General features: G+C 61.5%; 31 protein-coding genes and 1 tRNA gene. 5 read left to right on the top strand and 27 right to left on the bottom strand.

Features of this window, described 5'->3' with window-relative positions:
* Positions 1–19: 19 nt before the first annotated feature.
* The 17 genes from nuoK to rpsO form a co-directional block, all read right to left on the bottom strand.
* Positions 20–328: an NADH-quinone oxidoreductase subunit NuoK gene (gene nuoK, locus ASD75_RS20720; protein WP_005793248.1), complete on the bottom strand. Its 309-nt coding sequence runs from the start codon at positions 326–328 to the stop codon at positions 20–22.
* Positions 325–993 (bottom strand): NADH-quinone oxidoreductase subunit J, encoded by a 669-nt coding sequence (locus ASD75_RS20715; RefSeq protein WP_056747683.1) that lies wholly within the window; start codon positions 991–993, stop codon positions 325–327. Before ASD75_RS20715 ends, nuoK begins: the two co-directional genes overlap by 4 nt.
* Positions 994–1,043: 50 nt before the next feature.
* On the bottom strand, positions 1,044–1,556 hold the full coding sequence (gene nuoI / locus ASD75_RS20710) for an NADH-quinone oxidoreductase subunit NuoI (RefSeq protein WP_010463942.1): 513 nt from the start codon (positions 1,554–1,556) through the stop codon (positions 1,044–1,046).
* A gap of 12 nt (positions 1,557–1,568) precedes the next feature.
* Positions 1,569–2,651: an NADH-quinone oxidoreductase subunit NuoH gene (gene nuoH, locus ASD75_RS20705; protein WP_056747682.1), complete on the bottom strand. Its 1,083-nt coding sequence runs from the start codon at positions 2,649–2,651 to the stop codon at positions 1,569–1,571.
* Complete coding sequence (nuoG, locus tag ASD75_RS20700; RefSeq protein ID WP_056747680.1) at positions 2,648–4,780, bottom strand: NADH-quinone oxidoreductase subunit NuoG; 2,133 nt, start codon at positions 4,778–4,780, stop codon at positions 2,648–2,650. The genes nuoH and nuoG overlap by 4 nt, the downstream gene beginning before the upstream one ends.
* Before the next feature lie 14 nt (positions 4,781–4,794).
* Entirely contained in the window at positions 4,795–6,150 is a 1,356-nt protein-coding gene (nuoF, locus tag ASD75_RS20695; RefSeq protein WP_056747678.1) for an NADH-quinone oxidoreductase subunit NuoF, read from the bottom strand.
* On the bottom strand, positions 6,150–6,638 hold the full coding sequence (nuoE, locus tag ASD75_RS20690) for an NADH-quinone oxidoreductase subunit NuoE (protein WP_056747677.1): 489 nt from the start codon (positions 6,636–6,638) through the stop codon (positions 6,150–6,152). The genes nuoF and nuoE overlap by 1 nt, the downstream gene beginning before the upstream one ends.
* Positions 6,635–7,888, bottom strand: a complete 1,254-nt coding sequence (locus ASD75_RS20685; RefSeq protein ID WP_056061550.1) for an NADH-quinone oxidoreductase subunit D — start codon at positions 7,886–7,888, stop codon at positions 6,635–6,637. The genes nuoE and ASD75_RS20685 overlap by 4 nt, the downstream gene beginning before the upstream one ends.
* A gap of 27 nt (positions 7,889–7,915) precedes the next feature.
* The gene (locus ASD75_RS20680) at positions 7,916–8,524 is read right to left on the bottom strand and encodes an NADH-quinone oxidoreductase subunit C (protein WP_056062144.1); all 609 of its coding nucleotides are present in this window, start codon (positions 8,522–8,524) and stop codon (positions 7,916–7,918) included.
* A 10-nt stretch (positions 8,525–8,534) separates the two neighbouring features.
* Positions 8,535–9,014, bottom strand: a complete 480-nt coding sequence (locus tag ASD75_RS20675) for an NADH-quinone oxidoreductase subunit B family protein (protein ID WP_007849129.1) — start codon at positions 9,012–9,014, stop codon at positions 8,535–8,537.
* Between the two features lie 24 nt (positions 9,015–9,038).
* Positions 9,039–9,398, bottom strand: a complete 360-nt coding sequence (locus ASD75_RS20670) for an NADH-quinone oxidoreductase subunit A (protein WP_056061547.1) — start codon at positions 9,396–9,398, stop codon at positions 9,039–9,041.
* 73 nt (positions 9,399–9,471) lie between these two features.
* Positions 9,472–9,556: transfer RNA gene (locus ASD75_RS20665), tRNA-Leu, on the bottom strand.
* 115 nt (positions 9,557–9,671) lie between these two features.
* A complete protein-coding gene (gene secG, locus ASD75_RS20660) occupies positions 9,672–10,037 on the bottom strand; it encodes a preprotein translocase subunit SecG (protein ID WP_056061544.1) in 366 nt (121 codons plus the stop codon).
* Between the two features lie 42 nt (positions 10,038–10,079).
* Complete coding sequence (gene tpiA / locus ASD75_RS20655; RefSeq protein ID WP_056747675.1) at positions 10,080–10,829, bottom strand: triose-phosphate isomerase; 750 nt, start codon at positions 10,827–10,829, stop codon at positions 10,080–10,082.
* 2 nt (positions 10,830–10,831) lie between these two features.
* Positions 10,832–11,818: an NAD(P)H-quinone oxidoreductase gene (locus ASD75_RS20650; RefSeq protein WP_056747674.1), complete on the bottom strand. Its 987-nt coding sequence runs from the start codon at positions 11,816–11,818 to the stop codon at positions 10,832–10,834.
* 95 nt (positions 11,819–11,913) lie between these two features.
* The gene (pnp, locus tag ASD75_RS20645; protein ID WP_056061536.1) at positions 11,914–14,157 is read right to left on the bottom strand and encodes a polyribonucleotide nucleotidyltransferase; all 2,244 of its coding nucleotides are present in this window, start codon (positions 14,155–14,157) and stop codon (positions 11,914–11,916) included.
* A gap of 207 nt (positions 14,158–14,364) precedes the next feature.
* A complete protein-coding gene (gene rpsO, locus ASD75_RS20640; protein WP_005793232.1) occupies positions 14,365–14,631 on the bottom strand; it encodes a 30S ribosomal protein S15 in 267 nt (88 codons plus the stop codon).
* 382 nt (positions 14,632–15,013) lie between these two features.
* On the opposite strand from rpsO, the gene ASD75_RS23530 reads away from it, so the two are divergent.
* The gene (locus ASD75_RS23530; RefSeq protein ID WP_235511668.1) at positions 15,014–15,280 is read left to right on the top strand and encodes a hypothetical protein; all 267 of its coding nucleotides are present in this window, start codon (positions 15,014–15,016) and stop codon (positions 15,278–15,280) included.
* A 94-nt stretch (positions 15,281–15,374) separates the two neighbouring features.
* Here ASD75_RS23530 and ASD75_RS20635 read toward each other — a convergent pair whose 3' ends face one another.
* Positions 15,375–15,851 carry a molybdenum cofactor biosynthesis protein MoaE gene (locus ASD75_RS20635; RefSeq protein ID WP_056747672.1) on the bottom strand — a complete coding sequence of 159 codons (477 nt, stop codon included), beginning with the start codon at positions 15,849–15,851 and terminating at the stop codon, positions 15,375–15,377.
* A gap of 48 nt (positions 15,852–15,899) precedes the next feature.
* The gene (locus ASD75_RS20630) at positions 15,900–16,130 is read right to left on the bottom strand and encodes a hypothetical protein (protein ID WP_056061531.1); all 231 of its coding nucleotides are present in this window, start codon (positions 16,128–16,130) and stop codon (positions 15,900–15,902) included.
* An 87-nt stretch (positions 16,131–16,217) separates the two neighbouring features.
* Here ASD75_RS20630 and ASD75_RS20625 point away from each other — a divergent pair, with 87 nt between their 5' ends.
* From ASD75_RS20625 to dapA, 3 genes are all read left to right on the top strand, one after another.
* Positions 16,218–16,472, top strand: coding sequence for a hypothetical protein (locus tag ASD75_RS20625; protein WP_056061527.1), 255 nt, complete (start codon positions 16,218–16,220; stop codon positions 16,470–16,472).
* An 8-nt stretch (positions 16,473–16,480) separates the two neighbouring features.
* Positions 16,481–16,840 (top strand): hypothetical protein, encoded by a 360-nt coding sequence (locus ASD75_RS20620; RefSeq protein ID WP_056747670.1) that lies wholly within the window; start codon positions 16,481–16,483, stop codon positions 16,838–16,840.
* Between the two features lie 272 nt (positions 16,841–17,112).
* A complete protein-coding gene (gene dapA / locus ASD75_RS20615; RefSeq protein ID WP_056747668.1) occupies positions 17,113–17,991 on the top strand; it encodes a 4-hydroxy-tetrahydrodipicolinate synthase in 879 nt (292 codons plus the stop codon).
* A 21-nt stretch (positions 17,992–18,012) separates the two neighbouring features.
* On the opposite strand, the gene moaD is transcribed toward dapA, so the two are convergent.
* The 8 genes from moaD to ASD75_RS20575 form a co-directional block, all read right to left on the bottom strand.
* Positions 18,013–18,264 (bottom strand): molybdopterin converting factor subunit 1, encoded by a 252-nt coding sequence (moaD, locus tag ASD75_RS20610; RefSeq protein WP_056061518.1) that lies wholly within the window; start codon positions 18,262–18,264, stop codon positions 18,013–18,015.
* Positions 18,261–19,514, bottom strand: coding sequence for a gephyrin-like molybdotransferase Glp (gene glp, locus ASD75_RS20605; RefSeq protein WP_056747666.1), 1,254 nt, complete (start codon positions 19,512–19,514; stop codon positions 18,261–18,263). Before glp ends, moaD begins: the two co-directional genes overlap by 4 nt.
* The gene (gene mobB, locus ASD75_RS20600) at positions 19,499–20,068 is read right to left on the bottom strand and encodes a molybdopterin-guanine dinucleotide biosynthesis protein B (protein WP_056061511.1); all 570 of its coding nucleotides are present in this window, start codon (positions 20,066–20,068) and stop codon (positions 19,499–19,501) included. Before mobB ends, glp begins: the two co-directional genes overlap by 16 nt.
* A gap of 144 nt (positions 20,069–20,212) precedes the next feature.
* Positions 20,213–21,658: a threonine synthase gene (thrC, locus tag ASD75_RS20595; protein ID WP_056061508.1), complete on the bottom strand. Its 1,446-nt coding sequence runs from the start codon at positions 21,656–21,658 to the stop codon at positions 20,213–20,215.
* A 39-nt stretch (positions 21,659–21,697) separates the two neighbouring features.
* Positions 21,698–22,012 (bottom strand): hypothetical protein, encoded by a 315-nt coding sequence (locus tag ASD75_RS20590; protein WP_056747665.1) that lies wholly within the window; start codon positions 22,010–22,012, stop codon positions 21,698–21,700.
* A 35-nt stretch (positions 22,013–22,047) separates the two neighbouring features.
* Positions 22,048–23,382: a homoserine dehydrogenase gene (locus ASD75_RS20585; RefSeq protein ID WP_056747664.1), complete on the bottom strand. Its 1,335-nt coding sequence runs from the start codon at positions 23,380–23,382 to the stop codon at positions 22,048–22,050.
* A gap of 72 nt (positions 23,383–23,454) precedes the next feature.
* The gene (locus tag ASD75_RS20580) at positions 23,455–24,486 is read right to left on the bottom strand and encodes a DUF1176 domain-containing protein (RefSeq protein ID WP_056747662.1); all 1,032 of its coding nucleotides are present in this window, start codon (positions 24,484–24,486) and stop codon (positions 23,455–23,457) included.
* 37 nt (positions 24,487–24,523) lie between these two features.
* Positions 24,524–25,771: a pyridoxal phosphate-dependent aminotransferase gene (locus ASD75_RS20575; RefSeq protein WP_056061495.1), complete on the bottom strand. Its 1,248-nt coding sequence runs from the start codon at positions 25,769–25,771 to the stop codon at positions 24,524–24,526.
* Between the two features lie 149 nt (positions 25,772–25,920).
* Here ASD75_RS20575 and ASD75_RS20570 point away from each other — a divergent pair, with 149 nt between their 5' ends.
* Positions 25,921–26,292 carry an Mth938-like domain-containing protein gene (locus tag ASD75_RS20570; RefSeq protein WP_056747660.1) on the top strand — a complete coding sequence of 124 codons (372 nt, stop codon included), beginning with the start codon at positions 25,921–25,923 and terminating at the stop codon, positions 26,290–26,292.
* The last annotated feature ends 102 nt before the right edge of the window (positions 26,293–26,394 follow it).

Here is a 26,394-nt window from a genome sequence, read left to right as displayed (position 1 = left end):
TGGGAATACTCGCGACCCATCAACCCTTGAGGGTGTTGAGGTCTTCCGCGTTGATACTGGATTTGTTGCGGAACAGCAGCACCAGGATGGCCAGGCCAATCGCCGATTCAGCGGCTGCCACGGTCAGGATAAAGAACACGAACACCTGGCCGTGCATGTCTCCCAGGTAGTGGGAGAACGCCACGAAGTTCATGTTCACGGCCAGCAGCATGAGCTCGATCGCCATCAGCAGCACGATCAGGTTCTTGCGGTTCAGGAATATGCCGATCACAGCGAGTGCAAACAGCATGGCGCCCAGCGACAAAAAGTGGCCCAGAGTCAATGTCATGCTTTTTTCTCCTCAGCAGCAGCTTGCGCAGGCTCTTCAGCAGCAGGCTTTTGGGTGGCGGCCACCTTGACCACTGCCAGACGATCGGCCGCACGCACTCGGATCTGCATTGAAGGATTGATGGCCTTGCTGTCCTTGCGCTGACGCAGGGTCAGTGCGATGGCAGCCACCATGGCCACCAGCAAAATGACTGCAGCGATCTCAACGGGATACAGATACTGGGTGTACAGCAGCTTGCCCAACGCCTTGGTGTTGGAGTACGGGACCACATGACCAGCGGCATCGACCATGGCAGCGACGGCCTTGGGCTCTTCCATGCCGCGGAATCCGCCCATCAACACGGCAGCCATTTCCAGGGCGATGACCGCCCCAATGAGGGCCGCCAAAGGGAAATGCTTCCAGAACCCCTTGCGTACGGTATCGATATGAATGTCCAGCATCATCACCACGAACAGGAAGAGCACCATGACCGCGCCCAGGTACACCAGCACCAGCGCAATTGCCAGGAACTCTGCCTTGAGCAACAGCCAGACAGCCGCCGCCTGCGAGAACGCAAGGATGAGATACAGCACTGCATGCACAGGGTTGCGTGCAGTGATCACCCGGAAGGCTGCAAACAGCAACACCACCGAGAAGAGATAGAAGAAACCAGTCTTGGCGTCCATGAATCGGGTCTTTATAGAAAGTCTGGCAAAGAGGCAGAACCCCGTACCGCTCAGCGGTACTTGGCGTCTGCAGCCTTGGCTGCCGCAATTTCACCTTCGTACCGGTCGCCCACAGCCAAGAGCATGTCCTTCGTGAAATACAGGTCACCACGCTTTTCGCCGTGGTATTCAAAGATGTGTGTCTCGACAATCGAATCGACCGGACAGCTCTCTTCGCAGAACCCGCAGAAGATGCACTTGGTCAGGTCGATGTCATAGCGCGTGGTGCGACGCGAACCATCTGCACGCACATCCGATTCGATGGTGATGGCCATCGCAGGGCATACGGCTTCGCACAGCTTGCAAGCAATGCAACGCTCCTCGCCGTTGTCATAACGGCGCAGTGCATGCAGGCCACGGAAGCGTGGCGACAAAGGCGTCTTCTCTTCGGGAAACTGCACGGTCACCTTGCGGCGAAACGCATAGCGGCCAGTCAGGGCCATCCCCTTGAGCAACTCCACGAGCATGAAGCTCTTGAAGAAATCCTTGAACGAAAAAGGTGCAGCAGCAGCAACAGCAGTCATTTGTGTCCCCGCTTATTTCCAGATATTCCAAGGCGAGAGCAACCACCCGCCAACAAACAACAAGTACACCAGCGTGACCGGAATGAAGATCTTCCAGCCCAGACGCATGATCTGGTCGTACCGGAACCGCGGGAAAGTGGCCCGGATCCAGATGAACATGGATACCACAAGGAAGGTCTTGAGACCCAGCCAGATCCAGCCTGGAATCCAATTGAACACCGCGCTATCAAGGGGAGACAGCCAGCCGCCCAGGAACATGAGAGCCGCCAGGATGGACACGAGCCACATGCTGGCGTACTCGGCCAGGAAGAAGATCGCGAAGCCCATACCGGAGTACTCGACCATGTGGCCGGCCACGATTTCTGCCTCGCCTTCCACCACGTCGAAGGGATGACGGTTGGTTTCTGCCACGCCGGAGATCAGGTACACAAGGAAGATCGGCAGCAGGGGCAGCCAATTCCAAGACAGGAACGTCAGGCCCTTGTCTGCGGCCATGCCCCGCCCCTGACCCAGCACGATTTCCGTCAGGTTCATACTGCCCGACACCATGATCACGACGAGGAAACAAAAGCCCATCGCGATTTCGTAGCTCACCATCTGTGCCGAGGCCCGCAGTGCGCCCAAGAATGCGTACTTGGAGTTGGAAGCCCAGCCCGCAATGATCACGCCATAGACTTCGATGGAAGTGATGGCCATCACCAACAACAGACCAGCATTCACATTCGCCAAGGCCACGTCGGGGCCGAAAGGAATGGCCACCCAGGCAGCCAGGGCCGGCATGATGGCCATGACGGGCCCGAGAACAAACAGGCCCTTGCTGGCTGCCGTAGGCTGGATGATTTCCTTGGTCAGGAGCTTCAGTGCGTCAGCAATGGGCTGCAGCAGCCCCATCGGTCCCACGCGGTTGGGACCGTGGCGCACTTGCATGAAGCCCAGCAGCTTACGCTCCCACAAAGTGAGGTAAGCCACGGCACCCATGAGCGGCGCCAAGATGCAGACGATCTTGATCAGGATCCAGAGCACTGGCCAGAAGATGCCGGTCCACCACCCAAAGGAGAGCAGGTTCAGGCCCGCGTTGTAGATCGCGTCGATCATGCGGCCACTCCTTCGCGTGCCATGCGTGCGTCGGCAGTGAGCTGCAGCGACGTAGAACGGCGCACCAAGCCGTCCAGTTGATAGATGGAGGCCACGACCGGATCACCAGCTGCAGCCGTTGCGGGTGGCGACGCCTTCACTGCATTCGACAACTGTGCGGCGGGCACCTGCGTAACGGCCCCGGCAGCGGCGTTCGTCGCACGGGCCAGAACGTCCTGGGAGGTCTCAAAGTCGAAGCCTGGCACACCCAACAGGTTGGCCAGCACGCGCAGAACCTTCCAAGCGGGACGGGTATCGCCCAGAGGGCGCACCACGGCGTGGAAACCCTGTATGCGTCCCTCGGCGTTGACAAAGCTGCCCGAGGTTTCCGTGAACGGAGCAATTGGCAACAAAACGTCACTGAACTCCATGTTGGCCTTGAAGGGGCTCAACGTGACCACCATTTCTGCACCAGCAAGAGCAGTTGCAGCTTGAGCACCCGTCGCAGAATCATGGACGGGCTCGGTGTTCAGCAGCACCGCCGCCTTCAAACCACCGGAGAGCATTTGAGCCGCATTCAGTCCACCGTTGACAGGGTGAGCGCCCGCAAACTGCGCGCCCACCGTATTGGCGGCCTCTGTCAGATAGCCCACCGTTGCACCAGTGTTCTCTGCAATCCAGTTGGCCCATGCCAGCAACTGCGTAGCTTGCGCGTGGTGCGCCGCCGCATTGCCCAGCAACACCGCCTTGCGCTCCCCGCCCAGCAGCGAGCGGGCGATGGCCTGGGCAGCCTCGCTGGCCGCGCTGGCACCTTGCGGAGCGGGAATGCCCTTTTCATGGGCGATGGCGGAAGCAATGCCTCCGAGCATATCGACCCACTGGCCGGCACCTTGTGCCACAAATGTCTGCACCGGCATGGCCCAGTCATGGGATACCGAAGCGATGGCACTGACCTGGCAGCCATGGCGGGCCGCCTGACGGATGCGCTGCGCAAACAACGGATGGTCCTTCCGCAGGTTGGAACCCACGACCAGCACACGCTGAAGCGTGGACAACGAAGCGATGGACGTACCGAGCCAGCGAATACCTTCGGGAGCAGCGAACTCGGCGTTGCGCAGACGATAGTCGATGTTGTCGCTACCAAGACCGCGCACCAGGGCGCTGGCCAGATACAGCTCTTCCAACGTACTGTGCGGACTCACCAGCGCACCAATGCTGGCAGCGCCGTGGTCGTTCTTGATGTTCTTGAGGCCATTGGCCACGTATTCCAACGCAGTCTGCCAGTCCACTTCCTTCCACACCCCGCCCTGCTTGAGCATGGGCTGGGTCAGGCGGTCGTCACCGTTGAGCGCTTCATAGGAGAAACGGTCGCGGTCGGCAATCCAGCATTCGTTAACAGCCTCGTTTTCAAACGGGACAACGCGCATGACCTTGTGGTTCTTGACCTGAACAATCAGGTTGGCACCGGTGGAGTCATGCGGACTCACCGAGCGGCGGCGCGACAGTTCCCAGGTGCGGGCGCTGTAACGGAAAGGCTTGCTGGTCAATGCACCCACGGGGCAGATGTCGATCATGTTGCCCGACAGTTCAGAGTCCACCGTGTCGCCGGTGACCGTGGTGATTTCAGAATGCTCGCCACGATGGATCATGCCGAGTTCCATCACGCCCGCCACTTCCTGGCCGAAGCGCACGCAACGGGTGCAGTGGATGCAGCGGCTCATCTCCTCCATGGAGATCAGCGGGCCCACGTCCTTGTGGAACACCACGCGCTTTTCTTCCTCGTACCGCGAGGAGGAGCCACCGTAGCCCACGGCCAGATCCTGCAACTGGCACTCGCCGCCCTGGTCGCAGATGGGGCAGTCCAGAGGGTGGTTGATGAGCAGAAACTCCATGACCGACTGCTGCGCCTTGATGGCTTTGTCGCTCTTGGTACGCACGATCATGCCCTGCGTGACCGGCGTGGCGCAGGCAGGCATGGGCTTGGGAGCCTTCTCCACGTCCACCAGGCACATGCGGCAGTTGGCGGCGATCGAAAGCTTCTTGTGGTAGCAGAAATGCGGAATGTAAGTGCCAGCCTTTTCAGCCGCATGCATCACCATGCAACCCTCGGCGACTTCCACTTTCTGACCGTCCAGTTCAATTTCAACCATATGTTTTCTCGCGATCAGACGGAAGTCGCGGCTTGTGGAGCCTTGTTCCGGATCAGTGCCTCAAACTCGGGACGGAAGTGTTTGATCATGGCGCGCACAGGCATGGCGGCAGCATCACCCAGCGCACAGATGGTGCGGCCCTGGATGTTGTCCGCCACCGAATTGAGCAGATCCAGGTCACCCTCACGACCCTGGCCATGCTGGATGCGATCGATCACGCGCCACATCCATCCCGTGCCTTCACGGCAGGGCGTGCACTGGCCGCAGGATTCATGCGAATAGAAATACGACAGGCGCAGCAGACTTTCGACCATGCTCCGGGAATCGTCCATGACGATCACGGCACCAGAGCCCAGCATGGAGCCAGCCTTGGCGATGGAGTCGTAGTCCATCGTGCATTCCATGATGACGGATGCAGGCAGGACAGGGGCCGATGAACCACCAGGAATCACCGCCTTGAGTTGACGGCCTTTGCGCACGCCACCGGCCAGTTCCAGCAGCTTGGCAAATGGGGTACCCAAAGGCACCTCATAGTTACCTGGCTTTTCGACGTCACCAGACACCGAGAAAATCTTGGTGCCGCCGTTGTTGGGCTTGCCGCACTCCAGATAAGCCGCACCGCCATTGCGGATGATCCAAGGCACGGCCGCAAAGGTTTCCGTGTTGTTGATCGTAGTGGGCTTGCCATACAGGCCAAAGCTGGCCGGAAACGGTGGCTTGAAACGGGGTTGCCCCTTTTTGCCTTCCAGCGATTCGAGCAATGCAGTTTCTTCACCACAAATGTAGGCACCAAAACCGTGGGCTGCGTGCAGCTGAAAGCTGAAACTGCTGCCCAGGATGTTGTCGCCCAGATAACCTGCTGCCCGCGCTTCTTCCAGAGCGGCTTCAAACCGTTCGTAGGTCTGGAAGATCTCGCCATGGATGTAGTTGTAGCCCACCGAGATGCCCATCGCATAGGCTGCGATGATCATGCCTTCGATGACGATGTGCGGGTTGAACTGCAGGATGTCACGATCCTTGCAAGTACCAGGCTCACCCTCATCGGAATTGCACACCAGATACTTCTGGCCGGGAAACGAGCGGGGCATGAAGCTCCACTTGAGGCCCGTAGGAAAGCCTGCACCACCCCGGCCACGCAAGCCAGACTCCTTGACTGTGGCAATGACCTGGTCTTGCGTCAGGCCCTCTTCACCATCTTTGCCCAGGATACGACGCAGCGCCTGATAGCCACCACGCGCTTCGTAGTCCTTGATGCTCCAGTTGTTGCCATTCAGGCCCACATAGATTTGGGGGTTGATATGGCGGTCGTGGAAACAGGTCTGAACGCCCGTAGCCTGGAACTGGGAGAGTATTTGTGCTGCCGTGGTCATCACTGGCCCTCCGCGGCCCGCAGGCCATCAACGAGCTGGTCGAGCTTGTCGTTGTCCATGAAGCTGCACATCGTGCGATCATTCACCAGCATCACAGGCGCATCAGCGCAAGCACCGAGGCATTCGCATTGCTGCAGAGTGAACAGGCCGTCAGATGTGGTCTCACCCATCGAAACACCCAGCTTTTTTTCCAGGTGATGCAGCGCCTTTTGCCCGTCGCGCAACTGGCAGGGCAGATTGGTGCACACGTTGAGCTTGTACTTGCCCACCGGTTGCTGGTTGTACATGTTGTAGAAGGTCGTGACTTCGTGCACGGCGATCTGCGCCATGCCCAGATAGTCGGCGATCACTGCCTCGCTCTCGGCGCTGACATAGCCCTGCTCTTGCTGAACGATGGACAAGCAAGCCATCACCGCAGACTGCTTCTGGTCCGCAGGGTACTTGGCCACTTCGCGCGCAAACCGCGCCTTGGTCGCTTCGGTAATCATCGGTCAATCTCTCCGAACACGATATCCATGGTGCCAATGATGGCGACAGCGTCCGCGATCATGTGGCCACGCGCCATTTCGTCGAGCGTCGCCAGATGCGCAAAACCCGGCGCCCGGATCTTGAGTCGGTAAGGCTTGTTGGCACCATCACTCACCAGGTAAATACCGAATTCGCCCTTGGGATGCTCCACCGCCGCATAGGCCTCCCCTTCCGGCACGTGGAAACCTTCCGTGAAGAGCTTGAAATGGTGGATCAGCTCTTCCATGTTCGACTTCATGGATTCACGCGCGGGCGCAGCCACCTTGTGGTTGTCCGTGATCACAGGACCGGGGTTGGCCTTGAGCCAGTCCACGCATTGCTTGATGATGCGATTGGACTCGCGCATTTCCTGCACACGCACCAGGTAGCGGTCGTAGCAGTCACCGGTCTTGCCCACTGGCACATCGAAATCCACACGGTCGTATACGTCGTATGGCTGGGTCTTGCGCAGGTCCCAGGCGATACCGGAGCCACGGAGCATGGGGCCGGTCATACCCAGATTCAGGGCTCGCTCGGGTGGCACCACACCGATGCCCACCGTGCGCTGCTTCCAGATGCGGTTGTCGGTGAGCAGTGTTTCGTATTCGTCCACACAGCCTGGGAAACGCTGGGTGAAATCGTCGATGAAGTCCAGCAGAGACCCTTGACGATTCTGGTTCAACGCCTCCAGCGCCTTGGCATTCTTGATCTTGCTGACCTTGTACTGCGGCATGCTGTCGGGCAGATCGCGGTAGACGCCGCCCGGACGGAAATAGGCCGCATGCATGCGCGCGCCAGAAACCGCCTCGTACATGTCAAACAGGTCTTCCCGCTCGCGGAAGGTGTAGATCAGGATGGTGGAGCTGCCGCAGTCGTTACCGTGCGAGCCCAACCACATGAGGTGGTTCAGCAAGCGCGTGATCTCGGAGAACATCACGCGGATGTACTGCGCGCGCACCGGCACTTCCAGGCCCAGCAGCTTCTCGATGGCAAGGCAGTAGGCGTGCTCGTTGCACATCATCGACACGTAGTCCAGCCGGTCCATGTAGGGCAGTGACTGGATGTAGGTCTTGTGCTCGGCCAGCTTCTCGGTGGCGCGATGGAGCAGACCAATATGCGGGTCAGCGCGTTGCACAACCTCGCCGTCCAGCTCCAGCACCAGGCGCAACACACCGTGCGCCGCAGGGTGCTGCGGACCAAAGTTCAGGGAGTAGTTCTTGATTTCAGCCATGATGGATCACATGAGGCGCGAGGCGACTCAGTGCAGGCCTCCGTACTTGTCTTCGCGGATGATGCGGGGCGTGATTTCCCGCGGCTCGATGGACACGGGTTCATACACTACACGGCGCTGCTCGGCGTCGTAACGCATTTCGACATGTCCAGACAAGGGGAAATCCTTGCGGAAAGGGTGCCCGATAAATCCGTAGTCCGTGAGAATGCGGCGCAGGTCGTTATGACCATCAAACACGATGCCAAACAGATCGAAGGCTTCGCGTTCGTACCAGTTGGCTGCATTCCACAGCTCAGCTACCGAAGCAACAACCGGGAAATCATCGTCTTGGCAGAACACCTTCACGCGCACTCGCTGGTTGAGGCTGACCGACAACAGGTGCGACACCACACAGTAGCGGGCACCCTCATGGACTGCATCGCCATATGCAGAATAGTCCACACCGCACAAATCGATCAGCTGCTCGAAACGGCAACCTTCCGAATCGCGCAGCAAGCGCATCGCATCCAGATAGTCAGCAGCAGCGACCACCAGGGTGACCTCGTCGAGAGCGACCGAAATCTGGCGCACTTTGGCACCCAGCGCCGCAGAGATATTCTCTTTAAGCTTCTCAGGCCGAATGGCAACAGCTGTCATCATCAACCCTTCAGACACGAGCAATGGTGTTGGTGCGGCGGATCTTCTGCTGCAGCTGGATGATCCCGTAGATCAGAGCTTCTGCCGTCGGAGGGCAACCTGGCACATAAACATCTACCGGCACGATGCGGTCACAACCGCGCACCACCGAATAGCTGTAGTGGTAGTAACCACCACCATTGGCACACGAACCCATCGACAAAACCCAGCGCGGCTCGGACATCTGGTCGTACACCTTGCGCAGTGCGGGGGCCATCTTGTTGCACAGCGTGCCTGCCACGATCATCAGGTCGGACTGACGAGGGCTGGCACGGAACACTTCCGCACCAAAACGACCGATGTCATACCGGGCCGCCGCAGCGTGCATCATCTCCACAGCACAGCAAGCCAGACCAAACGTCATCGGCCACAGAGAACCGGTCTTGGCCCAGTTCACCACTGAGTCGTAACTCGTGGTGATGAAGCCTTCCTTCATCACGCCTTCAATCATTGCATTGTCCTTGTTGAAGTCCGCTCATTCCCAATCCAGGGCACCCTTTTTCCATTCGTAGGCAAAACCCACGACCAGAATGGCCAGGAAAATCACGACCGCCACAAAACCGGCCACACCCACCTCGTGCAGCGTGACCGCCCACGGGAAAAGGAATGCGATTTCCAGGTCGAACAGAATGAAGAGAATGGCCACGAGGTAGTAGCGCACATCGAATTTCATGCGCGCATCCTCGAAGGCTTCAAAGCCACATTCGTAGGGGGAGTTCTTTGCGGCATCCGGGCGGTTGGGGCCCAGTATGTAGCCGAGTACAAGGGGGACAACGCCTACGGCGATGCCGACCAAGATGAACAAAAGGACGGGGAGGTACTGATCGAGGTTCATCTTGAGGATGTGCTCACCGCTGTGGCCTTGCCCGTCAGGACCCAAGCCGGGTCATGCAGGCAGGCCTTTGTTTTGGTGCCGTCGGCGAGACTCGAACTCGCACAGCTTTCGCCACTACCCCCTCAAGATAGCGTGTCTACCAATTTCACCACGACGGCTGATTTTTGCATCTGGATGGCATGAGGAACCTTGCGGCTTTTGGCTTTCCAGACAATCCAGAATTCTACTCCGGAAAAACCCTGCTTCGGCCCTGCGGGCCGAAATTCAGTTCAATTATTTGGTCGGGATCTGCGCGGCGCCCGAAGCGGGAGCGGCAGGCGCTGCAGGCACCTCAGAAGCAGGTGCGCCGGCAGGCACGGCAGCGGCTGGCGTTTCCAGAACGCTGCCCGAACTGGCGGGACGAGCATTGCCAAAGTAGGCCAACGCGAGCGTAGAAACAAAGAACACTGCAGCCAGCACGGCCGTGGTACGGGACAGGAAGTTGGCGCTGCCGCTGGCGCCAAAGAGGCTGCCCGAACTGCCGCTACCGAAAGCCGCCCCCATGTCGGCTCCCTTGCCATGCTGAATCAAGATCAGGCCGATCATGGCCAGGGCCGCCAACATCTGCACTGCCAAAATCACATTCACGATCACGTTCATTCTCTGTTCACTCCTGATTGAATTGTTTGACTCGCAGCCGCCTCAACGGGCGGCCGCAATGATTTGTAGAAAGTCGGGCGCCTTCAGCGAAGCACCACCGACCAAGCCACCGTCGATATCGGGCTGCGCCAGCAACTGGGCTGCATTGGCCGCATTCATGCTGCCGCCGTACAGCAACCGGATGCGGTCCGCATGCTCGCTCGCAGCTGCCAGCTGGGTGCGCAGCACGGCATGCACGGCTTGCGCCTGCTCCGGCGACGCGGTGCGACCCGTGCCAATGGCCCACACAGGCTCGTAAGCCACCACGATCTCGCTGATGCAATGACCGTTGAGATGAATTACCGCTGCCAGTTGCCGCTTGACCACCGCCTCGGTCAGTCCCGCTTCACGCTCCTGCAGTGTTTCCCCCACACAGACCACCGGCGTCACACCGGCCGCCAGCGCGCGCTGGGCCTTCTCCGCCACAATCGCGTCCGTTTCACCATGGTACTGGCGGCGCTCAGAGTGCCCCACCAGCGCATAGCGCACACCAAAATCCTTCAGCATGGCCACCGATACCTCACCAGTGTAGGCACCCGCCTCGTGCGAAGACACATCCTGTGCTGCCACCGCAATGGCAGTGCCGGCCGTCAACGCCTGCACCTGCGCCAGATAGGGCGCTGGCACTGCGACTGCCACATCACAAGCCACATCTGCAGCACCCGCAATCAAGGCCTTCAACAAAGCTTCGTTGGCAGCGAGGCTGCCATTCATCTTCCAGTTGCCAGCGATGAGTTTTTTCTTGTTGTTCATGATTACCACGTCAAAACAATCTTGCCAACATGCTGGTTGGACTCCATCAGCGCATGGGCTTGTGCCGCATCCGCAGCAGCAAACGTGCTGTGGATGACCGGACGCACCTTGCCCGCTGCCAGCAAGGGCCAGACATGCTCACGCAGCGCCCGTGCAATCGCACCCTTGAAAGCCACGGGACGCGGACGCAACGTGGACCCTGTGATGGTGAGCCGCTTGCGCAGCACCAACCCTGCATTGAAACCGCTCTGCACACCCCCTTGCACGGCGATGATGACGATCCGTCCGTCCTCGGCTAGGCATTCGACCTCGCGGGCGACATAGTCACCTGCCACCATATCGAGCACCACATCAACACCACGCGCCTCGGTGATTCGTTTCGCCTCGGCCACAAAGTCCTGAGACTTGTAGTTGACGGCGTGGTGCGCGCCCAGCGCCAGGCACGCTGCACACTTGTCATCGCTTCCAGCGGTGGCAATCACGGTAGCACCGAAGGCACGTGCCAGCTGAATAGCCGTCACGCCAATGCCACTCGTACCGCCTTGCACCAGGAAGGTTTCACCGGCTTGCAAACGCGCACGGTCAAAGACATTGCTCCACACCGTGAAGAACGTCTCCGGAAGTGACGCAGCCTCTACGTCACTGAAGCCATCAGGCACCGGCAGGCATTGCACCACCGGCGCCACACACCACTGGGCATAACCACCACCCGCCACCAAGGCGCAAACACGGTCACCCACACGAATGCCCGCCTCTGCCATCGCCAAAGCATCGCCCGACTCAACCACCCCCGCGACCTCCAGCCCCGGAAGATCCGAGGTGCCAGGAGGCGGCGCATAGTGGCCCATTCGCTGCAATACATCTGGGCGGTTGATGCCACTGGCCGCCACGCGGATCAGCAGCTCACCCGCACCCGCTACAGGAGCGGGGCGCTCACCCAGACGCAGCACCTCAGGCCCACCAAACGATGTGATCTCAACAGCATGCATAACGGGGTTTACCGAAGATGGATTCAGATGATTTAGGCCGCTAGCGCATGATTTATATGCACCAGCAGCTACCAAATCAATAGCAGATCAATAATTTAGCCATTCACCTGAACAGACGCACCATCTGCAGGCAGGGCCTGCTGCTGTTGCTGCTCTGCGGGATGACGGCCGCCATCGCGACCATGATCGCGGCGGGGTTCGCGATCGCCACGTTCTGCAGGCGCTGGACGGTCGCTGCCACCGGCGGGACGATCTGCCAACACCTTCATGGACAGCTTGATGCGGCCCTTTTCGTCGGTTTCCATGACCTTGACCTTCACGATCTGGCCTTCGGTCAGGTAGTCAGACACCTTTTCGACGCGCTCGTGAGCGATCTGGCTGATGTGCAGCAGACCATCCTTGCCAGGCAGCAGATTGATCAGCGCGCCAAAGTCGAGGATCTTGGTCACAGGGCCTTCGTAGATCTTGCCGATCTCGACTTCTGCCGTGATCTGCTCGATGCGCTTCTTGGCTTCGTCGGCCTTCGCAGCGTCGGTAGCGGCGATGGTGATGGTGCCGTCTTCCTCGATGTTGATCTGGCAGCCAGTTTCTTCGGTCAGCGCACGGATCACAGCGCCGCCCTTGCCGATCACGTCACGGATCTTCTCGGGGTTGATCTTCATGGTGTACAGCTTGGGCGCGAAGTTCGACACTTCGGTCTTGGCTTCACCCATGGCCTCCTGCATCTTGCCCAGGATGTGCATGCGCGCCTCCTTGGCCTGGGCCAGTGCCACTTGCATGATTTCCTTGGTGATGCCCTGGATCTTGATGTCCATCTGCAGGGCCGTGATACCGCCCGTGGTACCCGCCACCTTGAAGTCCATGTCACCCAGGTGATCTTCATCGCCCAGGATGTCGGTCAGCACGGCGAACCGGTTGGCGTCCTTGATCAGACCCATCGCAATACCGGCCACGTGGGCCTTCATGGGCACGCCAGCATCCATCAGCGACAGGCAGCCGCCGCAGACCGAAGCCATCGACGAGGAACCGTTGGACTCAGTGATTTCCGACACCACACGCATGGTGTAGGGGAATTCTTCCTTGGTCGGCAGCACAGCAACCAGCGCGCGCTTGGCCAGACGACCGTGGCCGATTTCGCGGCGCTTGGTCGAGCCCATGCGGCCCACTTCGCCGGTGGCGAAGGGAGGCATGTTGTAGTGCATCATGAAGCGGTCTTCGTACTCGCCAGCCAGTGCATCGATGCGCTGTGCATCACGCTCGGTGCCCAGCGTGGTCACGACCAGCGCCTGGGTTTCGCCACGTGTGAACAGGGCCGAGCCGTGGGCGCGGGGCAGCACGCTGTTGCGGATCTCGATGGGGCGGACGGTGCGCGTATCGCGGCCGTCGATGCGGGGCTCGCCAGCCAGGATCTGGCTGCGCACGATGCCCGCTTCGATGTCGAACAGCATGCCTTCAACCTTGACGGCGTCGAACTCAACACCATCGGCCTTCAACGCCGCCATCACGGCTGCATAGGCTTCGCGGCAGGCCTGGGTGCGGGCTTGCTTGTTGCGGATCTGGTAGGCAGCGCGCAGCTTGTCGTCGGCCAGTGCCACCACCTTGGCGATCAGGGCTTCGTCCTTGGCAGGCGCTTCCCATTGCCACACGGGCTTGCCCGCGTCGCGCACCAGTTCGTGAATGGCGTTGATGGCCACATTGCCTTGCTCGTGACCGAACACCACGGCACCCAGCATGATTTCTTCAGACAGCTGCTGGGCTTCAGATTCGACCATCAGCACTGCGGCTTCGGTACCCGCCACCACCAGATCCATCTGCGAGTTCTTGCGCGCAGTCTGGCCAGGGTTGAGCACGTACTCGCCGTTGATATAACCCACGCGTGCGGCACCAATGGGGCCGTTGAACGGAATGCCAGAGATGGCCAGGGCAGCACTGGTAGCGATCAACGCAGCGATGTCGGCATCCACTTCAGGATTCAGCGACACCGTGTGGATCACCACGTGCACTTCATTGAAGAAACCTTCGGGGAACAGCGGACGGATCGGGCGGTCGATCAGGCGGCTGGTCAGGGTTTCGTGCTCGCTGGGCTTGGCTTCGCGCTTGAAGAAGCTGCCAGGGATCTTGCCGGCCGCGTACGTCTTCTCGATGTAGTCCACCGTCAGGGGAAAGAAGTCCTGGCCGGGCTTGGCGGACTTGGAGGCGACCACAGTGGCCAGCACCACGGTGTCGTCAATATTCACCAGCACGGCGCCAGAGGCCTGGCGGGCGATTTCGCCGGTTTCCATGATGACGGTCTTGTCACCCCATTGGAAGGTCTTGGTGACTTTGTTGAAAATGCTCATGTTCAGCTCCTGTTTTAATAGCTGGTAGTGCCCTACCAGATTGTCTTGGAGAGCAATTCAGAACACGATGCCATTCCAGGGAAGTTCTGCGCCAGGCAGTAACAACAACTTCATTGGAATGACACAGCTTCGCTCTGTTTTGCGGCTCCGAAGTAAAAAACGCCTGAGCTAGCGGACTAACCCAGGCGTTTTGGCATGCAATGAAGATTACTTGCGCAGACCCAACTTGGCGATCAGCGCGGTGTAACGGTCAGCGTCCTTGGCCTTCAGGTAGTCCAGCAGCTTGCGACGACGACTCACCATGCGCAGCAGGCCACGGCGACCATGGTGGTCCTTGGCGTGCGTCTTGAAGTGGGGAGTCAGTTCGTTGATGCGAGCGGTCAGCAGGGCCACTTGCACTTCTGGGCTACCAGTGTCATTGGCAGCACGGGCGTTCGCCTTGACGACTTCGGCCTTGATGGAGGATGCGATCATGTTTTTCCTTGAATGTGGCCTGCCGCAGGCGGAAGACCATGGTTTTTACTTGCGCCAGCAGCTGGAACGGCCGCAGGCGTGCGTCTTGCACCATGCAAAACCCGTGGATTATAACCCGAGGCCCTCAATTCGCCTCTGACCAGCCCACAGGCACCTTGCCAGCCCGATCTCGCCGGACCAGAACACGGGGGCTTGCTGCCGCCCTTCGTCGCCGGTGTAGCGTAGAGGATACGCGCAGCACAGGCCTCATCGGCGTGAGCCCGCCTCGACGCATTGCAGCCCAAGCCCACTTTAAGATCACCCGGCGCCCCGGCATCCCAACATTCACTACCCCGGACCACTCAACATGCCATTCCCCCCGCCCCTCCACCCCTCGACCAACGTGGCACTGCGCAAGGTTATCGCTCCCCTGCTTTTGTGGATGCTGGCCCTTAGCCTCGGGCTGCATACCGGGGCAAGCCACGCCACCACCCAAAATGCGACCCAAAGCGGCCATAGCGAAGTGAGCAAGAAAAAGAAATCCACCAAGGTGAAACAGGAGCGAAGCTCATCCGAGGAAAGCCGCTCGGAACGCGACCGCCGGCTGTATCGGGAGTGCAAGGGGCGCGCCAATGCGGGCGCCTGCCTCGGATACACCCACAAACCGTGACCCCACACACCACGCTGCCAAGCCTGAAGTCATCCGCATCCCTCAGAGACACCCCGGGGCGTGGCGCCGGTGCTGCGAAAAGGCCGTTGCTCTTTCAGGCGTTGGCCGCCGTGATCCCCCAGCGCGCGAGCGCTGCGTCGTCACTCACCCGTGCATCCACCCAGCGAGCGCCATGTGAGGTTTGTTCTTTTTTCCAGAACGGCGCCTGGGTCTTGAGGTAGTCCATCAAAAACTCGCAGGCCTGAAAACTCTGACCCCGGTGGGCACTGGTCACCGCCACCAGCACGATCTGGTCCAGGGGCTGCAGCAGACCTACGCGGTGAATCACGCGGGCGCCAAAAATATCGAAGCGCCGAAAGGCCTCTTCCACCATGGCTTCGATGGATTTTTCGGTCATGCCAGGGTAGTGCTCCAACTCCATGGAGGACACCTGATCCCCCTCGTTGCGATCACGGACGGTGCCCACGAAGCTGCAGACAGCGCCCACACCCTTGTTCTCACGACGCAGAGTAGCGATTTCGGTGGACAGGTCAAAGTCCTCGGTCTGAATAGAAACGCGGGGCAAGGTCATGACAAAAGGCTCTCAGCAGGTAGTGTGGAGTTCAGACAGAAAGTCGCTTCAGGGCGAACGATGCAGCCGTGGCGCAGCCAGCAGGGCACGTTCTTCCTCCACCACCTTGTTCAACTGCGCCAGTGCGGGCGATGGGGGCAACTGCGCCAGCAATGCCTGCAGCCGCGTGACGTCGCCCACGGTCGGTGCCACCTTGATCTGAGCAATGGCAGCGGGCAGGTTGCCGCCCCGAACCAACGCCAGCACCTTGGCGGGCCATTCACTTTTATTGCGTGCCATAGATTGGTAATAACGTTTGTCTGTACGATTCGCCCGCACTGTACCCGCATGCGATCCGGTACGTGATCTTCCAAGCCCTTTCCACCCATGGCCACACAAACGATTCAGACCGATCTCTACAAGCTCTACCCATCCCCGCGCAATACGGTCCGCGATGTGTTCGAGCACCAGGTCTTCGTGCCCCACCCCTACGCCATCATTGACTTGGATGTGATGGAGCTGGCGGGCAAAACGACGCTGTTTGGTGCCTGCCGCCTGTCGGACATGAAAATGGGCCAGGTGGTGACTTTCGAGCTGGCCTCCGATCAGGCCAAGTTCGAACGGCTGTTCACCCCCGACTAAACCACCCCATGGATGACGACAACCAGATCCACGTGCCGCCCTCCTTCATGGCGGTTTACACCGACACCCGAGGGCGCCTGACGGAAAAGGCGAACGGCGTGCGCGCCCGCTACGAGCTGTGCGAAGACCTGGCTGGCCACCTGGTGGAGCACGCGCAGACGCTGTACCACGTGCAGGCGCCATCCGAGTCCGAGATCCTGCAGCGCATCCACGCGGGGCTGTGCACGGCCGAATCTGGCGTGGCGGTGGCCGAAGCGACATGGATCGTCACCCGGCTGGCCGAGCTGCTGGTGTGGCAATGCCCCGTGCTGGTGCCGCCGCAGCCTGAATCAGCAGCCAACGCTGCCCGGCCACCGCAGGCAGGCTGACCAACCTTGGGACACGGTGGGCGCTTGGCTATACTGCGGCCCATGTCCACGCGCACCCCCTTTGCCACGACCGCCGCACCGGCGGTGGCGTTGCAGTGCGTGGGCAAAACCAAAAAACCAGAGCTCATCTGACCGGAGCTGTGGTTCCGTCCGGATGAGCGACGGAACCACCTGGTAGGGAAATTTCCTTTTCTCGTTTCACTCCCCGGCATTCAGCGCGCGCTCCCTCCGGACGGTTCTTCCCCTGGTCGAACCCTGAAAGGACGCTTCGCATGTCTGCCACCGATACCGCTACCTCCCACCAGCCGCTGTTCAGCGGGCTCTGGATCGCCTTGGTCACACCGTTCAAGGATGGCGCCGTGGACCACCCGGCCCTTGCCGCCCTCACCACCCGGCTGCGTGCCGACGGCGTTGCGGGCTTCGTTGCCTGCGGCTCGACCGGTGAGGCCGCGGCCCTCGACAAGGCCGAGCAACTGCAGGTGCTGGAGACCGTGCTCAGCGCCGCCCAGGGTTTGCCCGTGGTGATGGGCGTGTCGGGCTACCACCAGGACCAGGTGCTGGAGCAGGTGCAGGCCCTTGCACACTACCCGGTGGCAGGCCTGCTGGTGTCCGCCCCGCACTACATCCGCCCCTCGCAGGAGGGCCTGCTGCACTGGTTCCGCACTCTGGCCGATGCCAGCGCGGTGCCCCTGCTGATCTACGACATTCCGTACCGCACAGGCGCCACGCTCACCACCGAAACGCTGCTGGCGCTGGCGGCACATCCGCGCATAGAGGCCATCAAGGACTGTGGCGGCAACACGGCCAAGACGCAGGCCCTGATCGCCGATGGCCGGCTGCAGGTGCTGACGGGCGAAGACGCGCAGATCTTCCATACGCTGGCCCTCGGCGGCGCAGGCGCCATCTCTGCCTGTGCACACTGGCAGACGCCGCTTTTTGTGGAGTTGATGGCATTGCTGCGTCAGGGCGACCTGCCCGCAGCCCGCCATTTGTGGCAGGCCTTGCAACCCTGGGTGGAAGCGTGTTTTGCAGAGCCCAACCCTGCCCCGCTCAAGGCCATGCTGGCGCATGCAGGGTGGATGCGCAGCGAACTACGCGCGCCGATGATGCCGGCCTCGAAGGCGCTGCAAGATCGTTTGAAGGCGCTTTGAGGTGACGTGCTGGCGAGCTGGCTAGCCGCCCGTCACCGGGGGGAAGAAAGCCACCTCGGCCCCATCGGCCAGGGTGGCGGACTCGTCGCTCAAGGTCTGGTTGAGTGCCATGCGCACGGCCCGGCCCCGCGCCAGGCTGCTGGCATGGGCACCACCGCGTGCGATGAGCTCGTCGCGCAAGGCGCCCAGCGTGGTGGCAGCGGTTTCGACCGCCTCGCTGCCGTGCCCAATGGCCTCACGGATCGAGGCAAAGTAGCGCACAGAGACCTTCATCCCAGCAACTCCGAAAACGCGATAAACCGCACCATATCGCCTGGCGCAATCGTCTGGCCCGCCGGGTTGTCCACCACGCCATCACCCCAGGCGGCCGAAGTGAGCACGCCCGAACTCTGGTTGTTGAACAGGTCCAGTCCGCCCGCCGCGTTGTGCCGCACGCGCAGAAATTCGCGGCGTTTATCGGCTTTGGGCCAGCTGAAATCGGCACGCACCGCCACGGCCTGCGGAGTCACGTCCTGCACGCCCTGCAGCCGCAACACTAAGGGCCGCACCAGCAACGCAAAGGTCAGAAAGCTCGACACCGGGTTGCCGGGCAGGCCCATGAAGTGGGCAGCACCGCCTTCACGCGGGATCTGGCCATAGGCAAACGGCTTGCCGGGTTTCATCGCGATCTGCCACAGGTCCAGCGTGCCCAGAGTCTCCACAGCAGGCTTGATGTGGTCTTCCTCACCCACGCTCACGCCGCCGCTGGTCAGGATCAGGTCGTGCGCGCTGCTGGCCTGGCGCAGGGCGTCGATGGTGGCCTCGCGCCGGTCGGGCACGATGCCCAAGTCGGTCACCTCGCAGCCCAGGCGTAGCAGCATCGCACGCAGGAAAAATCGGTTGCTGTTGTAGATGGCACCGGGTCGCATCTGCTCGGGCGGGACTTCGCCGGGCATGACCAGTTCATCGCCCGTGGAAAACAGCGCCACGCGAGGGCGCCGCGCGACCTGCAGCTGGTGCTGACCGATGCTGGCCGCCAGGCCCAGTTCGGCCGGAGTGAGACGCGTGCCAGCCGACAGCACCACCGCACCCCGGGTGATGTCTTCGCCCGCGCTGCGGATCCACTGCCCGGCTTGCGGAACGGCGTTGATACGCACCGAGCCCAGGCCATCGGCCGCCGCAAGGGCTTCACAGTCTTCCTGCATCAGGATGGCATCGGCGCCTGCAGGCACTGGAGCGCCGGTGAAGATGCGCGCTGCCGTGCCGGGCTGCAGTGGGTCGCCCGCACTGCCGGCAGGAATGCGCTGGGACACCGGCAACACCACCCCTGCCGCCGCCACATCGGCGCAGCGCACGGCGTAACCATCCATCGAGCTGTTGTCCTGGGGAGGCACCTGCAGAGCCGACACACAGCTTTGCGCCAGCACGCGGCCGTCGGCGTCAAAGGTGGTGACGGTATCGGAGCCTGGCAGCAGCTGGGCGTGCGCCAGCAGGTCCGTCAGCGCCTCGTCCAGCGGCTTGAGCGGCTTCATTGCGGGGCGCATGGCAGCAGCCCTCCGTGCAATTCCCAGTTGTATTCAAAGCGGTGTTCGTACTGGATGAGCCAGTCCACCACTTGGTCGGGTGCGTTCAGGTCCAGCAAGGGCAATTGCGTGGCAACCGGCAGGCTCTTGGGGGCATCAGTGGCCACAGCCACCACAAAGTCGTCTTCGGGGTAACGCACGGGCTTGGCCACTTGCCCTGGCTCGGGGGCCCGCCAGACTTCGATCTTGAGCAGGTCGCTGTCCTTGAAACCCTCCACCAGCACCCAGTCCACCCCCTGGTACAGCTCCGCCAGCAGGTGGTGCACGCTGAGGGTGGCGGGCTGCTCGAACTCGCGCACCAGCATCAGGCGCTTGTCCGATGCCGCGACCACCTCGAAAGCCCCCGCCTCGCGGTGGCGGTAGGTGTCCTTGCCCGGGTGGTCCACATCAAAACTGTGGTGGGCATGCTTGACCACCGACACTCGCAGGCCCCGCAGCCGCAGCGCGGGGATCAACTGCTCGACCAGCGTGGTCTTGCCACTGCCGGAAAACCCGGCAAAACCGACAACCTTCATCCACTGCTCCTTGATTAGCTATGTTATTTATAGCTTTAAGTGCATACCAGACTAGCGCCCGGGGCAATATTGACCACAAAAGAGCCTGTCCTGGCCCGCCCGGCATCTGCCGGCCGCTCACGCGGACAGGCAGGTACCGACCGCTCACCCCAGCGCGGCAGGGGAGCAGTGGCGTTCGATGTAGGCCTTGACCAAGTCCACGTCGGCGGGCATCACCTGTACACGCTTGGGCAGGTCTTCGATGCCTGCAAACTTGGCAGGCCGCTCGGGCGCATGGCCCAGCGCTTCGACGATGGTCTCGGCAAACTTGATGGGCAGCGCCGTTTCCAACACGATCATCGGTACGTTGGGGTCTTGGTGATGCTCCAGGGCCACCTTCACCCCGTCGGCGGTGTGGGTGTCGATGGTCACGCCATGGCGCTGATAGTTGTCGCGGATCGTGGCCAGGCGGTCGGCGTGGGTGCTCTTGCCACTTTCAAAACCGTATTTGGTGGCGGCATCGGCAAACAGCGGCTCCGCGCTCAAGTCAAAGCGGCCGTAGGTTTGCAATGCAGCGCCGAACAAGGCCTTGGTACGTTGGCCGTTGCGGCCCAGCAGGTCGAAAATGAAACGCTCGAAGTTGCTGGCTTTGCTGATATCCATCGAAGGGCTGGACGTCTCGTGCGTGTCGGCACTGCTGCGCACGCGGTACACGCCGGTGCGGAAGAACTCGTCAAGCACGTCGTTTTCATTGGTGGCCACCACCAGCTTGGCAATGGGCAGGCCCATCATGCGCGCCACATGGCCCGCGCACACGTTGCCAAAGTTGCCCGATGGCACCGTGAAACTCACCTTCTGGTTGTTGGTCTCGGTGGCCTGGATGTAGCCCGCAAAGTAGTACACCACCTGTGCCAGCAGGCGCGCCCAGTTGATGGAGTTGACGGTGCCGATCTTGTACTTGTGCTTGAAGGCATGGTCATTGGAGACGGCCTTGACGATGTCCTGGCAGTCGTCGAACACACCTTCGATGGCGATGTTGTGGATGTTCTCGTCCTGCAGGCTGAACATCTGCGCCTGCTGGAACGCGCTCATGCGGCCGTGCGGGCTGGTCATGAAGACACGCACGCCCTCTTTGCCGCGCATCGCGTATTCGGCGGCGCTGCCGGTGTCGCCACTGGTCGCGCCCAGGATGTTGAGCTGCTCGCCACGGCGCTTGAGCTCGTACTCGAACAGGTTGCCCAACAGCTGCATGGCCATGTCCTTGAAGGCCAGCGTGGGGCCGTTGGACAGGGCTTCGAGCCACAGACTGTTTTCGAGGTGGCGCAGGGGCACGATCTCGCCCGTGCCAAACACTTCGGCGGTGTAGGTCTTGGCGCAGATGGCCTTCAAATCGGCGGCAGGAATGTCGTCGATGTAGAGCGACAGGATCTGAAACGCCAGCTCGGCGTAGCCTTGCTCGTGGTAGGCCTTGCGCAGGCGCGTGAGCATGGCGTCATCCACCTGCGGGTAATGCTCGGGCAGGTACAGGCCACCATCGGGCGCCAGGCCTTCGAGCAGGATGTCGCAGAACTGTTTGCGGTCTGCATGGCCGCGGGTGCTGAGGTACTTCATGAAGGATTCCCGTCGGTATCGGTGAAGGTGGTGAACTGGCTAAAAGCTGATGCCGTACACACGAATGTCAATGTAGAGACGCGAAGCGATCAGCAGGAAGAACCCGCCGATCAGGATGAGCCAGTGCAGTGCCCAGTCCTGGCGGTTGTCGGTGCGCTCCAGCAGCACAAAGTAAAGCCACGCGGCCAGAAAGCTGCCCACACCGTTGAGCAGGGCCTGCGTGCGCGACATGGCCCCGAACAGGGCCAATGCGACCAGCAGGCCGAACCAGAACGCCAGATGCCAGCGCGGCAGATCGACATGCGCCATCTTGAGCAGCGCCGACAGCGTGAGGGCGGCAACCAGAGTGGGCATGGCGAGGCAGCATCATGGTGTGGCGTGGCCCATCATCAGTTGAGTTCTTCCTTGCGAATGCGCGTGATGGGTGCCAGCACGGTCGGCAGCGCCTGCATTTGTGCAATGACGGCATCCATCGTGCCTTCGCGGGTGTCGTGGGTCAGGATGATCAGGTCGGTCTGCGTCGATCCCTCGCCGCCCACTTCGTCAGCCTCGCGCTGCAGCACGGCGTCGATGCTCACGCCTGCCTCGGCCAGCAGGCCGGTGACTTTGGCTAGCACGCCAGCCTGGTCGGCGACGCGCAAGCGCAGGTAGTAGCTGGTGACCACTTCGCTCATCGGCAGCACGGGCAGCTGGTCCATGGCGCCCTGCAGCGTGTTGGCCTGGAAGGCCAGATGCGGCACGCGGTGTTCAGGGTCGGCCGTGTGCAGGCGGGCGATGTCTACCAGGTCGGCGATCACGGCACTGGCGGTGGGCTCACTACCTGCGCCCTTACCGTAGTACAGCGTGGTGCCCACGGCATCGCCCTGAACCACCACGGCGTTCATCGCGCCTTCGACGTTGGCGATCAGGCGCTTGGAGGGCACAAGGCTCGGGTGCACGCGCAGCTCGATGCCCTTTTCGGCGCGCTTGGTGATGCCCAGCAGCTTGATGCGGTAGCCCAGTTGTTCTGCGTATTTGATGTCGGCGGCGGAGAGCTTGGTGATGCCTTCCACATAGGCCTTGTCGAACTGCACTGGAATGCCGAAAGCGATGGCGCTCATCAACGTCGCCTTGTGCGCGGCGTCCACGCCTTCAATGTCGAAGGTCGGGTCGGCCTCGGCATAGCCCAGGCGTTGCGCTTCCTTGAGCACCACGTCGAAGTCCAGGCCCTTGCTGCGCATCTCGGACAGGATGAAGTTGGTGGTGCCGTTGATGATGCCGGCGATCCACTGGATGCGGTTGGCCGTGAGGCCTTCGCGCAGCGCCTTGATGATGGGGATGCCACCCGCCACGGCTGCCTCAAAGGCCACCATCACGCCCTTGGCCGATGCGGCCGCAAAAATCTCGGTGCCATGCACGGCCAGCAGCGCCTTGTTGGCGGTGACGACATGCTTGCCTGCGGCAATGGCTTCGAGCACCAGTGCGCGTGCGATGCCGTAGCCGCCGATCAACTCGATCACGATGTCGATGTCGGGGTTGGCGATGATGGCACGGGCGTCGTTGACCACCTGGACGCCGTCACCCACCACAGCCTTGGCGCGCGCTACGTCCAGGTCCGCCACCATGGTGATCTCGATGCCACGGCCAGCACGGCGGCTGATCTCGTCCTGGTTGCGCTGCAACACGTTGAACACGCCGCTGCCGACGGTGCCGATGCCCAGAAGGCCTACTTGGATGGGTTTCATAGCAATGGGAAGAGAAAGAAAAACAATGATTCGGGAGGGATGTAAAGGGCGCGGTGTCGAGCAGCAGATCCCTCAACGCGTGACATAGGTGGGCAACTGCCAGGCGCCACCCGCAAAGCCACGGCACATGCCGTCACCAGACTCGCTGCGCAGCACAAAACCCTGGCCGTCGAACTGCCACTCACGCACCCACCAGCAGTCGCCAATGCCCCGGCCCTTCATTGCCGAATGCACCATGCCCGAGGCCGGATCGAAATCGCCGTCCACGTCCTGCAAGGGCTCTGGCTTGTAGGGCGGGCGGTCGTTGGCCACCCACAGCAAGCTGCTGAAGTTGTAAGCGCCCATGCCACAGGGCACGGACAGCAGCACCTTGCGCTCCGTGAGCCGGTAGACCTGCACATTGGCGGGGTTGAACGCATCGTCGCCGTTGCACTGGCCTTCGGTACTGGCGCGGCCCAGCGCAGCCACCAGCGGCTTGGCCAGTGCGGCATCCCCCTTGCGCGCAGGCATCGGGGTCACAGCCTTGATGACCGGAGCAGGCAAAGACGGCAGCACAGAAGCCTCTGGCTTCGTGCCCTTGCGCACCAAGGCGCCCGGTGTGCCCACCCGGCCCTGGGCCTCGTCCATCTTGAGCAGAACCGCGGTGACACCCGCCAGTGACAGCACCCAACGGTCCTTGCCAGCGGCCACCGTGGCCTCTTCGTTCTTGAGCAGCTCCTGCAGCAGGCGGGGCACCTGCGCTGCAGGCACGCTGGGGGTGTCGCCCTTGAGCCCTGGCAAAGACAGTGTGCCCACCTTGAGGTGCAGCGACGCTGGAGTGGCTTTCTCGGTGGACACCTGCAGGTCCACCAGCACCGGCGTGTCAGGTCCTGCCTCGCGGGTCAGGCGCATGGAGACCGGCTCCGACTCGCCACTCTCCGACTGGTAACCCACGGCCCTGCAAGTGCGGGTGTTGTCGCACTGCAAGGCCCAGTCCTTGTGCTGGAAGCTCACGGGCTCTTTGCCCTTTTCGGCAGCCTGCACAGCAGCGCCGTGCAAGCCCGCCGCCACCAGCCCACAGGCGGCGACATGCCGGGCCAGGTCAAGAACGGGGGGTCTGTGCATGGAGCGTATCGCCTTGTCTTCTGGGCAACGCGACGGATCAGGCCGCGACGGCTGCCGCAGCGGTCTGCTTGCGCTTTCGGTATTGCTCCAGGAAGCGCGCCACGCGGCCAATGGCATCGCGCAGGTCGTCTTCATGGGGCAGGAACACGATGCGGAAATGGTCCGGAGCAGGCCAGTTGAAACCCGTGCCCTGCACCAGCATGACCTTCGTCTCCTGCAGCAACTCCAGGAAGAACTGCTGGTCGTCCTCGATGGGATACACCGCCGGGTCGAGGCGCGGAAACATGTACAGCGCGGCCTGAGGTTTCACACAGGTCACGCCCGGGATGGCCGTGATCAGTTCATACGCCAGATCACGCTGCTTGCGCAGGCGGCCGCCCTCACAGACCAGTTCGTTGATGCTCTGGTAACCACCCAGCGCCGTCTGCACGGCCCATTGGCCAGGAACGTTGGCACAAAGTCGCATGTTCGAGAGCATGTTCAGGCCCTCGATGTAGTCCTTAGCGGGCTTCTTGTCGCCCGAGACCACCAGCCAGCCAGCACGGTAACCGCAAGACCGGTAGCTTTTGGACAGCGAGTTGAAGGTGAGCGTGAGCACATCCTCGCTCAGCGAGCCGATGGCCGTGTGCTTGGCGCCGTCGTACAACACCTTGTCGTACACCTCGTCCGCAAAGATCACCAGGCCGTGTTCGCGGGCGATGGCCACGATGCCCTTGAGCAACTCGACCGAGTACAGCGCACCCGTGGGGTTGTTGGGGTTGATGACCACGATGCCTTTGGTACGCGGCGTGATCTTGGCGCGGATGTCCTCCAGGTCGGGCATCCAGCCATTGGCCTCATCGCACAGGTAGTGCACCGGCGTGCCGCCCGACAGGCTGGCCGCAGCGGTCCACAGCGGGTAATCCGGCGATGGCAGCAACAACTCATCGCCAGTGTCCAGCAACGCGTTCGTTGCCATCACGATCAGTTCGCTGGCGCCGTTGCCCAGGTAGATGTCATCCAGCGCCACGCCCTTGATGCCCTGCTTCTGGGTCTCGTGCATCACGGCCTTGCGGGCGGCGAAGATGCCTTTGCTGTCCGAGTAGCCCGCCGAGTTGGGCAGGTTGCGGATCATGTCCTGCTGAATTTCTTCGGGGGCATCAAAGCCAAACACCGCCAGATTGCCGATGTTGAGCTTGATGATCTTGTGCCCATCCTCCTCCATCTGCTTGGCCGCGTCCATGATCGGGCCCCGGATGTCGTAACAAACATTGGCGAGCTTGGCGGATTTTTGGACGGTTTTCATGCGCTGACAGTAGTGCGGTGGGGTCAGGAGGCCGCCGGAGCCGGCGCCCTCAGGCGAAACCTATAATTTGACCACAGAACCGTTGCCATCCCCTGGCGCCGGGCGCCGCTGCCACACCCCGCAGCACCTGAGGCCCACCACTTCCTGCCATGAAATTCCAGCCCGACCGCTCCAACGCTCAGACCATCAGCGGCTACGGCCCCGGCTGGATCGGCATCGACGCCGACAAGATCACCCACAGCATCATCATCGGGTCGGCAGGCCTGCGCCAGCCCTGGCCCTGCTCCCGCTTTGAGGATCTGACCCCGGAGCATTTCGCCCAGTTGGCCGGGCTGGAAACCGAACTGGTCATTTTTGGCAGCGGGCTGCGCAATCGTTTTCCCCCGCCCGCATGGCTGGCTCCCCTGATAGCGCGGCGAGTCGGGCTGGAGACCATGGACACCCAGGCAGCATGCCGCACCTACAACATCCTGGCGGGCGAAGGACGCAACGTGGTCGCAGCCCTGATTCTGGAAGTCTGAACGGGCGCTCACGGCCTGCATCAAAGTCTGGCGCACCGGGAATGCCACTTATGCACGGCCGTGCCAAAGTGCCCGCCGCCCCACGCAGGACACACTGTCTTA

It is taken from the genome of Acidovorax sp. Root568 (assembly GCF_001427445.1).
Lineage (GTDB): Bacteria > Pseudomonadota > Gammaproteobacteria > Burkholderiales > Burkholderiaceae_C > Acidovorax > Acidovorax delafieldii.
This window is presented reverse-complemented; position numbering and strand designations above follow the sequence as displayed.